Raw genomic sequence first — 14,937 nt, 5'->3', positions numbered from 1 at the left:
GCCGCCGATGTCGATTTTGTACCGCATTTGTTCTCATCACGCAAGTGCCGTTCAAGGCATTGAAAGAAAGAGGTAAAACGGCCTGTGTTCTACATTTGTTTTATCCATGCAAAGCAAGAGCTTACAACGCTTGGACGGCGGCTCCCCGCCATGCGAAAGACCGCACGATCTCGGCCACGACCGCATTTCGGAGCGATGAGATGAGCAAGAAGATTCTCGTGCTTGGCGGCGCCCATGTCGATCGCCGCGGCCGCATATCGGGCGCGACGGCCGATGGCGCCAGCAACCCCGGCTCCTGGTTCGAGGAGGCCGGCGGCGGCGGCTTCAACGCGGCCCGCAACCTCGCCCGCCTCGGCTTCGACGTCACCATGATCTCGCCGCGTGGCGGCGACCCGACCGGAGAGATGGTGAGCGAAGCCGCCGATCTCGCCGGCGTCAACGACCGCCCCTTCATCTTTCTCGACCGCAAGACGCCGAGCTATACCGCGATCATCGAGCGCGACGGCAATCTGGTGATCGCGCTGGCCGACATGGATCTCTACCGCATGTTCGTGCCGCGCCGCCTGTCGATCCGTTCGGTGCGCGACGCGTTCGCCGCCACCGACATGATCCTCTTCGACGCGAACCTGCCGGAGGAAACCCTGGTCTCGATCACGACACGCGCCAAGGCGCTCGGCAAGCCGGTGGCGGCGATCGCCATCTCGCCGGCAAAGGCGGTGAAACTGAAGGCCTGCATGCAGGGGATCGATTATCTCTTTCTCAACGAGGCCGAAGCCACGGCGCTCACCGGCGAGCGGCCGGAAAACCCTGTCCACTGGCCGTCCCTGCTCGGTGACATCGGCCTCAGAGGCGGCGTCGTCACCCGGGGACAGCGCGAGCTGATTGCATTTTCCGCCGGTCACGTGGCGGCGCTGCAGCCGGCCGATGTCGAGCATGTCTCCGACGTGACCGGCGCCGGCGATTCCCTTGCCTCGGGCGTCATCGCGGCACTGTTGCGCGGGCTGCCGATGAGCGAGGCGATCCGCGAGGGTGCCGCCGCGGCGGCGCTGACGGTCCAGTCGCCCAACGCGGTCAACGAAAATCTCTCCGCCGATCTGCTGAAACAGGCTCTGGCTCTTGTTCCGCCGGCAAGAATTCTGCATTGAAACCCGATCAGACGAAATGGAAGCTCCGATGACGAACTCTCTATCCCCCCAGCTGCCGATCACCTATTCCAAGGAAGTGGCGAGCGCCAAGCAGCGCGGCGCGCCGATCGTGGCACTCGAATCGACGATCATCACCCACGGCATGCCCTACCCCGGGAATATCGAGATGGCCCGCAGCGTCGAATCGATCATCCGTGAGCAGGGCGCCGTCCCCGCCACCATCGCCGTCATCCACGGCACGCTCCACATCGGCCTGGAGGCCGAGGAACTCGAGCAGCTGGCCAAGGCCAAGGATGTGCTGAAAGTCTCGCGCGCCGACCTCGCCTTCGCGATCGCCGAGCGCCGCCATGGCGCCACCACGGTCGCCGCCACGATGATCGCCGCCGAACGCGCCGGCATCAAGGTCTTCGCCACCGGCGGCATCGGCGGCGTGCATCGCGGCGCGGAGGAGAGCTTCGACATCTCCGCCGACCTGGAAGAGCTCGCCCGCACCGGCGTCATCGTCGTCTGCGCCGGCGCCAAGGCGATCCTCGACGTGCCGAAGACGCTGGAAGTGCTGGAAACCGCTGGCGTGCCCGTGGTCACCTACGAGAGCGAGGAATTCCCGGCCTTCTGGTCGCGGTCATCCGGCCTGCGCAGCCCGCTGACGCTGAACAGCCCGGCGGCAATCGCCAATTTCCAGATGGTGCGCGAACAGCTCGGCATCGACGGCGGCATGCTGATCGCCAATCCGGTGCCCGAGGCCGACGAAATCCCGGCGGAAGAGATGGAAATCTACATCCAGCGCGCGCTCGACAGCGCCGAACGCGATGAAATCTCCGGCAAGGCGGTCACGCCCTATCTGCTCAGCACCATCTTCGACCTGACCGACGGCCAGAGCCTGAAGACCAATATCGCACTGGTGGAAAACAACGCCCGCCTCGCCGGCGAAATCGCGGTTGCGCTCAACGCCTGAAGATAAACAACCGGGGGCGGCGCCAGGCTGCCCTCTTCCTCTGTTACATCTTTCTTTGGTGCGGTCACGCGTCTCGTGAACCTTGTACCGCGCAGCCCCCTCATCCGCCCTTCGGGCACCTTCTCCCCATGGGGGAGAAGGGGAGATGGAGCGAGCGGCCGGCCCCGAGACTCTTCTCCCCCGCGGGAGAAGATGCCGGTAGGCAGATGAGGGGGCCAAACCGCACAACGCGTCCCGGCAAACCGCAGGAAAAACACTAGCATCCAGGCCTGCCAGCGCCCCCACCTCACCCCTCCAGCGTCTCCTTGACCACCACGGCCAGCTGCTTCAGCGAGAACGGCTTCGGCAGGAAGCCGAACTTGGAGTCCGGCGGCAGGTTGCGGGCGAATGCGTCCTCGGCGTAGCCCGACACGAAGATGAACTTCAGATCCGGATATTTCTTGCGCAGCTCGCGCAACAGCGACGGCCCGTCCATTTCAGGCATGACGACGTCCGATACGACGATATCCACCTTGCCGTCGAGCTCGTCCATGATATCGAGCGCTTCCACGCCCGATCCCGCTTCGTGCACGGTGTAGCCGCGCGTCTCCAGCATGCGCTTGCCGCCGCGACGAACCGCTTCTTCGTCCTCGACGAGCAGGATGACGGCCGATCCCGTCAGATCCTCCGGCTGCTCGGCCTTGGCGGGCACCAGCGAAACGACGTTGTCGGCGCTCGGCGTGACCGCGTCGGCTTCGGCGGCGATCGCCGGCTCGACGATATGGCGCGGCAGGAACACACGGAAGGTCGTGCCCTTGCCGACTTCCGATTCCGGCTGGATGTAGCCGCCGGATTGCTTGACGATACCGTACACCATCGCAAGCCCGAGGCCCGTGCCTTTGCCCACCTCCTTGGTGGTGAAGAAGGGCTCGAAGATCTTGTCCATGATTTCGGGCGCGATACCCGTGCCGTTATCCGACACCTCGACCAGAACCATGTCCTCGTGCGGCATGTAGGAATAGTTGAAGGCGGCGACCTCAGTGGCCGTCGCGTTCTTCGTCCGCACCGTCAGCTTGCCGCCCTCCGGCATCGCGTCGCGCGCATTGACGCAAAGGTTGATCAGCACCTGCTCGAACTGCGACAAGTCGGTCTTCACCGGCCAGAGATCGCGCCCGTATTCGACGTCGAGCTTCACGTTGGTGCCCGACAGCAGCCGGTCGACCAGCATCCTGAGATCGCCGACCACGTCGGTGAGATTGAGCACGCTCGGCCGCATCGTTCGCTTGCGCGAGAAGGCGAGCAGCTGGCGCACCAAGACGGCGGCGCGGTTGGCGTTGCGCTTGATCTCCATCAGATCCGCGAAGCCGGGATCGGCCGGCCGCGCCTGCAGCAGCAGATGGTCGGACGACAGAAGAATGGCGGTCAAAACGTTGTTGAAGTCGTGCGCGATGCCGCCGGCGAGCGTGCCCACGGCATTCATCTTCTGCGTCTGCGCCATCTGCGCCTCGAGCGCCTTCTGCTCGGTCACCTCGACGGCGTAGACGATCGCGGCCTCTTCCGGCGCTTCGTCGCTCTGGTCGATCACGGCATTGACGTAGAAGCGGAAATGCCTGCTATCGTCGGCTTGCGTCTTGGAATCGAGCGGCGGAATATCGCCCTGCCGGTCCTTCGCGGCGGCAAGCGCCCCCTGCAGCCTCGGCTTGTCGACATCCTGCACGATGGTTTCGAACAGCGCGCCGTTCTCGACGTCATCGCGCGAAACGATGCCGGAGAAGAGTTTCAGGAACGGCGCGTTGGTCCGGAGGATGCGGCCGTCGCCATCGACCGAGGCGATCGCCATCGGCGTGTTGTTGAAGAAGCGCGTGAAGCGCATCGACGCGGCCGACGCCGACTGGTCGCCATTCGTGTTGTCGCGCCGCGTCAGAACGATCGAGCGGCTTTCGCCGGGCGCACCGTCGCGCATCGAGGTAACGCTGTGCACGATCTGCACCGGAACGCCCTGGCCGTTCGATTTCTTCAGGTCGAGATCGAGCGTCACCGTCTTCTGCAGCCCGGGATCGGCCTGCACGGACTGGATCAGCGCCAGCCCCTCGCCGGCCACCATGTCGCCGATCGTCATCGAGCCGGGGATGAACTTGGTGAGATCGATCCCCAGCCATTCGGCAAGCGTCGCGTTGAGATAGAAGATCTCGCCCTTGCGGCCCGCCGAAAAGAAGCCGGCAGGCGCGTGGTCGAGATAATCGATGGCGTTCTGCAACTCCTTGAAGAAGCGCTCCTGGTCGTCGCGCTCCGACGTGATGTCGCTGATCTGCCAGATATGCAGCGGCCGGCCGCCGCTCTCCTCGCTCTGCAGGATACGCGCCTTCAGCCGGTACCAATGGGCGCCGGACCCGTTCAGCGACGGACCGAGCGCGCGCAGCAGCCGGAATTCCTCGCGTCCCTCACGGCCCTCGCGCAGCCCGTTGGAGAGCCGGTAGAGCGCCTCGTTCGATCCGCGGTGGCGCGACAGAAGCGCTTCGAGCGTCTGCACCTCCGTCGGCTTGCGGGCGCCGGTCAGCGCGCCATAGGCGGCATTGGCGTAGACGATCCGGCCCTTCTCGTCCGTGATCAGCGATCCGTCGGGATGACTGTTGAGAAAGGCGCGGGCGAGACTGTCGGACTGGCGCTGCGGCATCACCTCGATGAAGCCGATGATCGACGACACCAGGAAGAAGATGCCGACCATGGCAAGCACGCCGAGAACGCCGAGCACCATCTCGTTGTCGAGCGAGGTCTTGAACACGACGAAGGCGGCGGCGACGCCGATCAGCACCAGCGCCAGAAGCAGGATCCGCACGGCGGTTCCGGCCCGCCCTCCGCGGTCCACGAGCGGTTCGCTAAAATTGTCGGCCTGACGGGATTTCGTCATGTACTTCCTCGCATTGCCCGCCGGCCTTCATTCGTGACAAACAGACGAAGCAGGAATCAGGCGCCTTTTCCTTCTTAGCAATTTGCTGCCTCGCCAAAAACACCACACTCCATGAAGAGTGATTGAATTCACAAGCTACAGCGCCAGTTTTGCCGTTAAATGTCGTGATGAGACGATCCACAGACGTTGCATCGCACCTTTCGGTGACTGGACAAGCCGCCTCCCCCTTGTCTAGGAAGCTTAAAAGTCGTCATGTGGTTGAACGCCGCAAAGGAGTACGTGACTATGTTCGATGGCATCATGGAATCTTATGGCAGCCGCTTCATCATTGCCGCGGGCGGCGTTGCCATCGCCCTGCTGCTTCTCGTCGCGGTCCTCTGGATCATGCGCAACCGGGCATCCTCGCCCTTCGTTCGCGGCGGCCGCAACCGCCAGCCACGCCTCCAGGTTCTCGACGCAGCCGCCGTCGATGCCCGCCGCCGCCTGGTGCTGGTGCGCCGCGACGATGTCGAACACCTCATCTTGATCGGGGGCCGTCCGATGTCGTCATCGAAAGCCGCATCCTGCCGGATGGGCAGATCGAGATCACACGCGAACCGGCTCGCCCCGAAGCACCGCAGCCGGCAGCCGCCAGCGCGCCACCCGCCGAGCCAGCTGTGAGCGCCGCCATGGCCGAAGCCGCGCCATCCGTCATCGTTCCGCCGGCGCCGCGCCCGGCGCCCACGCGCGGCCTGTCGCCGATAGAAGAGTTCGCGCCGGTCTCCGACCGCCTGGAGACGCCGCCGATCGCACCGCAGCCAGCGCAGCGGCAGCAGCATGAGGTCTTCGAACCCGAGATCGAAACCGAGATCGAACCCGCGCCGCGCCCCCTCCCGGCATCGATCGCGCCGGCGTCGGTGGCCCCTGTCGCGCCGCGCCCACAACCTCCGGCCTTCTCGCGACAGGAACCCGGCCCCATCGAAACGGCGGCGGCCGTCGATATTCTCGATTCGGCGCGCCAGCGTGTCCTGACCCCGCAGAGGATCGAGCCGCAGGTGATGAGCCCGCCCTCTCCGCCGCAGCGCGTCGATCTCTATCCGCCGGCACCGCAGGCGCCCGCTCCGCAGCCGACGGCATTTCAGCCCGTCGCGCGCCCGGCGCCCTCGGCCCAGCCCAGCGATTTCCAGCGCGTTCTCGAAGAAGAGATGACGAGCAATCTGGCGGCTGAACGCCCGGTTCATGTGCAGAGCGCGCCGACGCAGAATGCTCCGGCCCGCCCCGTGCCCGGCAACATGCCGCGCCGCGATCCCGAGATGGCGCCGATCACGGGCGCCGACGCCGCCCTCCAGAACGAGGTGGCCCGCATCTTCGGCGAAATGAGCGTCAACCGCGATAAGTGATCGGCGGGCGGCCAAGGCCGTCCCCTTTTACGCAAACTAAAAAAGGCACCGCGCGAGAGCGGTGCCTTTTTTAGTTTGCGGTATATCCGGGATTATTCGTCCCTGTAGACTTTCTCGCGACGCTCGTGGCGTTCTTGCGCTTCGATGGACAGCGTTGCGATCGGGCGAGCGTCCAGACGCTTGAGGCCGATCGGTTCACCGGTTTCCTCGCAATAGCCGTAAGTGCCTTCCTCAATACGCTGCAGTGCGGCGTCGATCTTGGATATCAGCTTTCTCTGGCGGTCACGGGCGCGCAGCTCGATGGCTCTGTCCGTCTCGGACGACGCCCTGTCGGCGAGATCCGGATGGTTTGCGCTTTCCTCGGCAAGGTGCTCGAGGGTTTCGCGCGCCTCTCTGAGGATGTCGTTCTTCCAGGCCACCAGCTTCGCCCTGAAATAGGCGCGCTGGTTTCCGTTCATGAACTCTTCCTCTTCCGAGGGCACGTATTTGCTAAGATCGATCTTCTCACTCAACGCGATTCTCCTGAAGAACATCTCATCTGGCGGCTGTATATCCCGACCACGGCGTCCGATTCAAGCCCAATCCGCTAGGTAAACACATTTTTAAATCTGTCACAATTTTGAGCTAACGGACTATTTTTACATCACTATTTTTCAAGACCCGGCTTTTCGCCTGCTAGCTGAAGTAGCATTTGCCGCGCAACTTGCCCACTGGATTCCGCGCGCCGGTTGACGAAGACACCGGGCTGGCGCTACTGAAATAGATCAATCGACCGGGGACTTTCCGATGACAGCAATCGTGCCGCCGCCTTCCCGGATTTATCTTTTGAGACATGCCGAAGCGGCATTTCCCGCCCCCGGACAGAGCGATTTCGACCGCCCGCTGAGCGAGCGCGGCTATGCCGCTGCCGAGATCCTCGCCGAGAACGCGGCCGACAAAAGCTACAAGCCGGATTTGGTCGTCAGCTCCACTGCCATACGCTGCCGGCAGACGGCCGAGGCCATGCACCGCGCCATGGGTGAAAACCTCGATATCCGCTTCGTCGACGCGCTCTATAACGCGACGCCCGAGATCTATCTCGACATCCTCGGCGCGCAACAGGACATGGGAGCCGTCATGCTCGTCGGCCACAACCCCGTCATCGAACAGACGCTCGAAGCGCTGATCGGCCACCAGCTGCTGGCGCAGGCGCTCCCGAACGGCTTTCCGCCGGGCGGTCTCGCGGTACTCGATTTCGACCAGGGCCGAAACAACTGGCGCCTGATCGACTTCATGATCGACTGACGGGCGCCAGACGTCTTTTTCTTCGGCGTGCCGGTTCCTATATGGCGTCCACCAGCAATCGGAATTTCGCCTTGCCGCCAAGCATGACATCCTTCACCGACGACGCGCGCATCGCATTCGACAACCTGTCGGATCGCGCCTCGGGCCTTGTAAACCCGACGATCCGCCTCGGCGTCACCGGCCTGTCGCGAGCCGGCAAGACGGTCTTCATCTCCTCGCTGGTCCATAACCTGCTGCATGGCGGCCGCCTGCCCTTGTTCGAGGCCGTCCAGTCGGGCCGCGTCTCCGCCGTTCGCCTCGAAGAGCAGCCGGACGATAGCGTGCCGCGCTTCCAGTACGAGGACCACATCAAGGCGCTGGTCAGGGACCGCATCTGGCCCGATCTGACCCGCGCCATATCAGAGCTTCGGCTGACCATCGATTATCAGAGCGCCAGCGGCTGGGCCCGCTTCTTCTCGCCGGGCAGGCTCTCGATCGACATCGTCGACTATCCCGGTGAATGGCTGCTAGACCTGCCGCTCCTGGCCAAGGACTACCGCACTTTCAGCGAGGATACGATCGCGCTGGCCCGCTCGGGCATACGCACCGAACTCTCCCGGCCATGGCTGACACTCACCGACAATTGCGACATCGCAGCCGCCGCGGATGAGATGCGCGCCCGCGAACTCGCCACCGCCTTCGCGGATTATCTCAAGGCCTGCAAGGCCGACGAGCGCTCATTGTCGACGCTGCCACCCGGCCGCTTCCTTCTGCCCGGCGATCTCGACGGCTCGCCCGCGCTCACCTTCGCGCCGCTGGTTCTGCCGCCGACCGGAAAGCCGGAAAAGGGATCGCTCTGGGCGATGATGGAGCGGCGCTACGAGGCCTACAAGTCCGTGGTCGTCAAGCCGTTCTTCCGCGAGCATTTCTCCCGCATCGACCGCCAGATCGTCCTTGTCGATGCCCTGCAGGCGATCAATCGCGGCCCCGAGGCCGTGCAGGATCTGGAGCGCGCGCTGACGGATGTGCTCGCCTGCTTCCGCCCAGGCACGAATTCGCTGCTGTCGTCGCTGCTCGGCCGCCGCATCGACCGCGTTCTCGTCGCCGCCACCAAAGCCGACCACCTGCATCATGAGAGCCACCACCGCCTCGACGCCCTGACGCGCCGCCTCGTCGACCGCGCCATCCAGCGCATCGGCATGGCGGGCGCCGGCATCGACGTCATGGCGCTTGCCTCCGTGCGGGCAACGCGCGAGGCGACGGTCAAGCGCGACGGCCACGAACTGCCCGTCATCGTCGGAACGCCGATCGAGGGAGAGACGATTTCAGGCGAAACCTTCGACGGCATCAGGAAAACCGCGATCTTCCCCGGCGACCTGCCCGAAGACCCCTCCGCCCTGTTCGCAAGCATCGAGGCCGGAGACAGCGCTATCGGGCTGCCCGACGTGAACGTCGTCCGCTTTCGCCCGCCCAGTCTCGAGGAGACCGGCGGCGGCATAAAGCTGTCGGTGCCGCACATCCGGCTCGACAGGGCAATGCAGTTTCTGTTCGGAGATCGCCTCGCATGATCAAGCCGCCCGCCGACCAGCCCCCGCGCCGCGCGCCCGCGGCCTTCGCCTATGAGGACGAACGCGAGCAGCAGAAGCCAGAGACCAAAGCCGGCCGACCGACGGCGGAGCCCCGCAAGCCGGCCGCCTTCTCGGGCGAGATCACGCTGACATCGGACGAGGACGATCCCTTCATCAATCCGGACAAGGACCTCCCGGCCCTGCCCGTCGCCCGGCCGCGCAGGCGTGGCGCCTCCTTCGGCAAGATCGCGCTTGGCGCCTTTGGCGTGCTGTTCTCGCTCGCCTTCGGGCTCTGGACGGACAGCCTGATCCGCGACCTCTTCACCCGCGCCGACTGGCTCGGCTATGCCGCGCTCGCCGCCGTCGGCATCGGCGTCCTGGCGGTCATTGCCGTGGTTATCAGGGAAACCGCCGGCATCATGCGGCTCGCCGCTGTGCAGACGATCAAGGCCGAAGCGGAAGCGGCGATCCTCGAGACCAAGCCCGCCAAGGCGCGCGCGCTCGTCAAGAGCCTGGAGCATCTTCTGTCCAACAAGCCCGAGACCGCGCGCGGCCGCGCGACGCTGAAGGCGGCGGAGACCGATATCATCGACGCGCCGCATCTGGTGGCGCTCGCCGAACGGGAACTGCTCGCGCCGCTCGACCGGCAGGCCCGCAACCTCATCCTCAACGCCTCCAAACGCGTCTCGGTCGTCACCGCCGTCAGCCCCCGCGCCATCGTCGACCTGCTCTACGTTCTCTACGAGGCCGCGAAGCTCATCCGCGCCATGGCCGACCTCTACGGCGGCCGCCCCGGCACCTTCGGCATGTTGCGGCTGATGCGCGACGTGCTGGCCCATCTTGCCGTCACCGGCTCGATCGCCGTCGGCGACAGCCTCGTCCAGCAGGTTCTCGGCCACGGCCTGGCATCCAAGCTCTCGGCTCGCCTCGGCGAAGGCGTGATCAACGGGCTGATGACCGCCCGCATCGGAATCGCCGCCATGGACCTCTGCCGTCCGCTGGCGTTCCGCGCCCTGAAGCGCCCGGGAATCGGTGATTTCATCGGCGACCTGACCCCGTCGATGACGAAGACGGATGGCAACGGTCGGAATTAGGCCGATATCCGTAAACCATTCGCTCCAGCCAGCCGATTTTTGGAATCCGATGCGTTTCAATGGCTTACAGAAGCAAGGCATGAGCCTGGCTCGCGTTGAAAAGCCCGCAAACGCGCCGCTTTCGACCCATTAGAAACCAAGCATTAACCATTTTTCGGCAAAACTTGGCGTCAGTTAAGCGATATGGTTCGCCAAGGAAAATCCATGTACTCGCGCAAGTTTCTCTATCTCTTCGGTCTCGCGGCAATCGCTTTGTCGCCTATCGCCGACACGGCTCCGGCGGCTACCGCCGCCACGCGTGACAAGGCATTCTTCGAATCCGTCGCTGGCTCCTGGCGCGGTCCGGGCGAAATCGTCGCCGGCAAGTACAAGGGCACGAAGTTCACCTGCAACCTGATCGGCGAGCCCGTCACCGACGGTAATGGCACGGGCGTCAAGCTCGACGGCACCTGCCGCGTCGGTGTCTTCAAGCAGCCGATGACCGCGCTGATCACCCAGTCCGGAAGCAGCTACAAGGGCAAGTTCTTGGACGGCGCCGCCGGCAAGGGTCTCGACGTCGTCTCCGGCACCGTCACCGACGACACCGTCGTGGTCGGCCTCAACCGTGCCAAGCTCAACGGCGCGATGATTGCCCGCGTCCGCGACGACAAGACGATGAACGTGACTGTGTCCGTGAAGGTGGAGAGCCAGATGATCCCCGTCATCGGGCTGACGTTGTCGCGCCAGCTCGACGAGATAACGGTCGGCTCGGTCCAGTAAACGATTCAGACGAACGAAGCACTCGACGAAGCGGCCGGATGGCCGCTTCTCGCGTTTCAGGCGTTGCGCCACCAGTCGGTGCCTGGGTTGGCCACCTCGATGCCCGCGATGTCGGCGCGGGCAAGCCAGTCGCGCACGGCGACACCATTGACGATCAGGTCTGGAGCGAAGTCGGCAAGCGGCATCAGCACGAAGCCTCGATCCGTCATCCTCGGATGCGGAAGCTCCAGCCTCGGCGCGTCCTGGCTGATATCACCGTAGGTCAGGACATCGATGTCGAGCGTACGCGGCCCCCAGCGTTCGATGCGCTCCCGCTTCATGCCGCGCTCTATGTCGAGGCAGACGTCGAGCAGCGCTTCCGGCTGAAGCGACGTCGCCACTTGCGCGCAGCAATTGAAGAAAAACGACTGGTCCGTCTTGCCCCAGGGCGGCGTCCGGTAAAGCCTGGAGACCGCGACCACACGGCAATCCGCGCGCGCGTCAAGCGCCCTCAGCGCAAGAGCCATGGCGTGGACAGGATCGCCGATATTGCCGCCAAGCCCGAGCGTGGCGTTCTGAAAATCCATGTCAGACAAAATGTTCGACGCTCACCTGAACGAAATCGAGTACGCCTGGAACCGGCGCGTTCGGCTTGCGGACGGTAATCCTGGCCCGCTTGATCTGCGGGAATTTCTGACAGAGCCCCTTGGCGATATCGAGCGCCAGCGCCTCGATGAGATAGCGTCGCTTGCCCGTGACGATCTCCTCGATGACGGTGAACGCGATCCCGTAATTGACGGTATCGTCGATGGAATCCGTCTCGAGCGCATTGCCGGAGACGACATCCAGCTCGGCGTCGACGAAGAAACGCTGGCCCAGAAACTCCTCTTCATCGTGAACGCCGTGGCGGGCGAAGAAGGCGCAGTTTTGCAGGGTGATGGTGTAGGTGGTGCTCATGAGGTGCCCTTCCGCTCGAATGCGTCGCGTGCCTTCAGCATAGCATCAGTCACGGCAAGCGCGTCCCTGTTGATTGCGACATCGTGCACCCGAAAAATCGCAGCGCCCTTCAGTCTCAAAAGCACGCTGGTGGCGGCCGTGCCGGCGTCGCGCTCAGCCGCCTCGCGGCCCGTGACCGCGCCGACGAAACGCTTGCGCGACGTGCCGGCCAGGATCGGAAAGCCGAGGTGTTGAAGCTCGTCGGCGCGCGCCATCAGTTCCAGGTTTTCCTGCGTATCCTTGGCAAAGCCGAAGCCGGGATCGAGCACGATGCGGTCCCGCGCCACGCCTGCGCGTCCGGCGATCTCCAAAGACCGTTCCAGGAACAGCAACTGATCGGCGATGACGTCGTCCAGCTTGTCGCGGTCGCGGCCGGTATGCATCACGCAGAGCCCGGCGCCGGTCTTCGCGGCGATATCGGCGATCTCAGGCTCCTTCTGCAGCCCGAAGACATCGTTGACGATATGCGCGCCCGCGGCGACCGCAAGGCGGGCGGTCTCGGCGCGATAGGTATCGATGGAGATCAGCGCCTCGGTCCTGCCGCGCAACGCCTCGATCACAGGCAGCACCCGCGCCTGCTCCTCGCGCGCATCGACGCTCTCGGCGTCCGGCCGCGTGGATCCCCGCCGATATCGACAATGCCGGCACCCGCCTGGACTGCATCAAGGGCATGCGCCACGGCCTTGTCGACACTGTCGTAGCGACCGCCGTCGGAAAAGGAGTCCGGCGTCACGTTGACGATCGCCATGATGACCGCCGTCGAACCGAGCTCAATCTCGCGGCCATGCCCGACCCGCCAGAAACCGCCGCCAAGCTGTGCCACCTGCATTCATCCTATCGATCGAAAAAACAGCGTCATCATATTGCGCTAGGCGTGGCTATGCCCCAAGCTCCCGCAAACTTCAACATGAGTATTTGCAGAATGCCGTCCGTGTCGCGTTATATGCCGCTCCTCCTCGCCATTTCCGTTTCGCTGTCCGCTGGCAATCCCGCAAGCGCCGCCGTGGTGGCCACAAAGAGCTATTCGTATTTCAGCATCAAGGGCAAAACCGCCGACGAACTGGACGAGCAGCTGAGCATGCGCGGCCCCACGGCCAATGGCTCGTCGGCCCGCCACCCCGGCGCCACCAAGATCCGCTTCGGCGGCGATGCCACCTATGTCGAGGAAAACGGCCGCTGCCGCGTCGGCACCGCCCGCGTCACCGTGCATACGCAGATCATCCTGCCGCGCTGGAACAACCGTCGCGGCGCCAGCCCCGAGCTGTCGATGATCTGGGACACGCTGTCGAGCGACATCAAGCGGCACGAGGAACGCCACGCCGAGATCGCCCGGACCCAGGCGCGCAGCATGGAGCGCAAGATACTCGCGCTGCCGCCGCAACCCAATTGCGAAGCCATGCAGGAACTGGTGACCGAGGTATCGACACGCGGGATCGCCGAGCATGACAGGCTGCAGGCGCGATTCGATCAGGTCGAGGCGGTCAACTTCCAGAAGCGGATGCTGCGCCTTCTCAACAACCGCCTCAAACCATCCGGCGGCGAAAGATAGCTGATTCCCGGGCGAAAAACGACGGCTGAAACTTAGCCGCGCAATGAAAATTGTGCGAAACCGGCACGGCCCCAGCCAATGAATGGTTATTTCTCACCATAGCTTTGTGAAACACAACGCGCTAATATTCAGTCATTCGAAAGTTCAGATCGGTCAGTCTGGACTTTCGTTCTCTGGGTTCTCCTGGCGCGTTGCGAAGCCGCGGTCGATCCTCCCTCGATCGTAGGTAATGCGCCTACCTCGCCTCGCTCGTCACATCGGCAAGCGAGGCTTTTTTTGGACGGCTCTTCCTCGGGAGGATTAAGCCTGGCGCTCCGGCACGTGCACGGTCAAGCCGTCCAGCGCCGCCTTCATGCGGACCTGACAGGAGAGCCGCGAGGTCGGACGGACGTCGAAGGCGAAGTCGAGCATGTCTTCTTCCATCGCTTCGGGCGGACCGACGCGCTCGGTCCACTCCTCGTCGATGTAGACATGACAGGTCGCGCAGGCGCAGGCGCCGCCACATTCGGCCTCGATGCCCGGCACGGAGTTGCGCACGGCGTTTTCCATGACGGTCGATCCCTGATCGACATCAAGATCGAAGCGCGTACCGTCGAAAGCGACAATGGTCAGTTTAGGCATGGTGTTTTCCGGTGATCATCAATGGGATGGGTTTGGATTTTTACTTCCAACAATTACGCGAGGCAGTCAACAACGACCGCCCTTGTGCTCTTCATTCCAGATTTGGAAGCGACACGCTTGTCAGATTGCGCCACGCCGCGAGCAAAAAGACCCGTTGCTCCGCAATGGATCAACGGGTCCCATGATCGAACACTTGCCAGCGCTGTCTGACGTTAGCGGCAGAGCTTCAGAATGAAATTCTCCGCCTCGATGACGGCGACGCCGACGGCCGCCATGTTCGAGGCATCGCCGCAATTGCCCTCCAGCGCTTCGGCGGCATCGCGCACCCGGAAGGCGCCGACGGCGCCCGCGGCACCCTTCAGCTTGTGGGCGGCTGCCGCAACCGCCTTGCGGTCGCCGGAAGACATGTCCTGCAGGCAGGCGCGGGCCTGGCGCGCGAACATCTGCAGGACTTCCAATTCAAGCGTCTTGTCGCCCATCGTCTGGTTGGCCAGGTGAACAAGGTCGACCGGCCGCTGTTGCGAGGGAACCTGTCCCTTGCCATGATCTGGCGCCGCGAACGCAATACTGACTGCTGCCATATGCCAATTCTCCCGTCTTAGGTCCCGCCGTTTCAATGATGTTGCGGGGGCGCGGTGCCAATCGCGTTAAATTCGGGCGCAATGAGGGCGAATTTCTCGCCATATGGTTAACGCCGGTCAAACGCCTCTAACACATTGGATTTCAAGGCCGCCCCGGCGTT

13 protein-coding genes and 2 pseudogenes are annotated in these 14,937 nt (G+C 64.0%); 8 read left to right on the top strand and 7 right to left on the bottom strand.

Annotation, left to right across the window (positions count from 1 at the left end; all coding sequences use genetic code 11):
* The first annotated feature begins 200 nt into the window (after positions 1-200).
* A complete protein-coding gene (locus P3R82_RS15555) occupies positions 201-1,145 on the top strand; it encodes a carbohydrate kinase family protein (RefSeq protein WP_183901830.1) in 945 nt (314 codons plus the stop codon).
* 28 nt (positions 1,146-1,173) lie between these two features.
* Positions 1,174-2,100, top strand: coding sequence for a pseudouridine-5'-phosphate glycosidase (locus P3R82_RS15550; protein WP_183901831.1), 927 nt, complete (start codon positions 1,174-1,176; stop codon positions 2,098-2,100).
* Between the two features lie 286 nt (positions 2,101-2,386).
* On the opposite strand, the gene P3R82_RS15545 is transcribed toward P3R82_RS15550, so the two are convergent.
* Complete coding sequence (locus tag P3R82_RS15545; RefSeq protein ID WP_283194488.1) at positions 2,387-4,987, bottom strand: cell cycle histidine kinase CckA; 2,601 nt, start codon at positions 4,985-4,987, stop codon at positions 2,387-2,389.
* Between the two features lie 285 nt (positions 4,988-5,272).
* On the opposite strand from P3R82_RS15545, the pseudogene P3R82_RS15540 reads away from it, so the two are divergent.
* A pseudogene (locus P3R82_RS15540) lies at positions 5,273-6,366 on the top strand (flagellar biosynthetic protein FliO).
* Between the two features lie 92 nt (positions 6,367-6,458).
* Here the strand turns inward: P3R82_RS15540 and dksA are convergent.
* On the bottom strand, positions 6,459-6,878 hold the full coding sequence (gene dksA, locus P3R82_RS15535) for an RNA polymerase-binding protein DksA (protein WP_183901834.1): 420 nt from the start codon (positions 6,876-6,878) through the stop codon (positions 6,459-6,461).
* 274 nt (positions 6,879-7,152) lie between these two features.
* Here dksA and P3R82_RS15530 point away from each other — a divergent pair, with 274 nt between their 5' ends.
* The 4 genes from P3R82_RS15530 to P3R82_RS15515 all read left to right on the top strand — a co-directional run bounded on the left by P3R82_RS15530 (position 7,153) and on the right by P3R82_RS15515 (position 11,050).
* Positions 7,153-7,650: a histidine phosphatase family protein gene (locus tag P3R82_RS15530; protein ID WP_283194487.1), complete on the top strand. Its 498-nt coding sequence runs from the start codon at positions 7,153-7,155 to the stop codon at positions 7,648-7,650.
* Between the two features lie 71 nt (positions 7,651-7,721).
* Positions 7,722-9,197, top strand: a complete 1,476-nt coding sequence (locus tag P3R82_RS15525) for a YcjX family protein (RefSeq protein WP_283194486.1) — start codon at positions 7,722-7,724, stop codon at positions 9,195-9,197.
* Positions 9,194-10,291 (top strand): TIGR01620 family protein, encoded by a 1,098-nt coding sequence (locus tag P3R82_RS15520; RefSeq protein WP_283194485.1) that lies wholly within the window; start codon positions 9,194-9,196, stop codon positions 10,289-10,291. The genes P3R82_RS15525 and P3R82_RS15520 overlap by 4 nt, the downstream gene beginning before the upstream one ends.
* Positions 10,292-10,495: 204 nt before the next feature.
* Positions 10,496-11,050 carry a hypothetical protein gene (locus P3R82_RS15515; RefSeq protein WP_283194484.1) on the top strand — a complete coding sequence of 185 codons (555 nt, stop codon included), beginning with the start codon at positions 10,496-10,498 and terminating at the stop codon, positions 11,048-11,050.
* Positions 11,051-11,106: 56 nt separating this feature from the next.
* Here P3R82_RS15515 and folK read toward each other — a convergent pair whose 3' ends face one another.
* The 3 genes and pseudogenes from folK to folP all read right to left on the bottom strand — a co-directional run bounded on the left by folK (position 11,107) and on the right by folP (position 12,854).
* Positions 11,107-11,616, bottom strand: coding sequence for a 2-amino-4-hydroxy-6-hydroxymethyldihydropteridine diphosphokinase (gene folK, locus P3R82_RS15510; protein ID WP_283194483.1), 510 nt, complete (start codon positions 11,614-11,616; stop codon positions 11,107-11,109).
* Position 11,617: 1 nt separating this feature from the next.
* Complete coding sequence (folB, locus tag P3R82_RS15505) at positions 11,618-11,986, bottom strand: dihydroneopterin aldolase (protein ID WP_183901839.1); 369 nt, start codon at positions 11,984-11,986, stop codon at positions 11,618-11,620.
* A pseudogene (gene folP / locus P3R82_RS15500) lies at positions 11,983-12,854 on the bottom strand (dihydropteroate synthase). Before folP ends, folB begins: the two are co-directional and overlap by 4 nt.
* Before the next feature lie 93 nt (positions 12,855-12,947).
* Here folP and P3R82_RS15495 point away from each other — a divergent pair.
* Positions 12,948-13,574 carry a DUF922 domain-containing protein gene (locus P3R82_RS15495; protein WP_183901858.1) on the top strand — a complete coding sequence of 209 codons (627 nt, stop codon included), beginning with the start codon at positions 12,948-12,950 and terminating at the stop codon, positions 13,572-13,574.
* Between the two features lie 300 nt (positions 13,575-13,874).
* On the opposite strand, the gene P3R82_RS15490 is transcribed toward P3R82_RS15495, so the two are convergent.
* Together P3R82_RS15490 and P3R82_RS15485 are read right to left on the bottom strand one after the other, a co-directional pair.
* The gene (locus P3R82_RS15490; protein WP_283194482.1) at positions 13,875-14,195 is read right to left on the bottom strand and encodes a 2Fe-2S iron-sulfur cluster-binding protein; all 321 of its coding nucleotides are present in this window, start codon (positions 14,193-14,195) and stop codon (positions 13,875-13,877) included.
* A 212-nt stretch (positions 14,196-14,407) separates the two neighbouring features.
* The gene (locus tag P3R82_RS15485) at positions 14,408-14,776 is read right to left on the bottom strand and encodes an Hpt domain-containing protein (RefSeq protein ID WP_183901841.1); all 369 of its coding nucleotides are present in this window, start codon (positions 14,774-14,776) and stop codon (positions 14,408-14,410) included.
* Between the last annotated feature and the right edge of the window lie 161 nt (positions 14,777-14,937).

The organism is Rhizobium sp. AN80A, from assembly GCF_030053015.1.
GTDB lineage: Bacteria > Pseudomonadota > Alphaproteobacteria > Rhizobiales > Rhizobiaceae > Rhizobium > Rhizobium metallidurans.
This window is presented reverse-complemented; position numbering and strand designations above follow the sequence as displayed.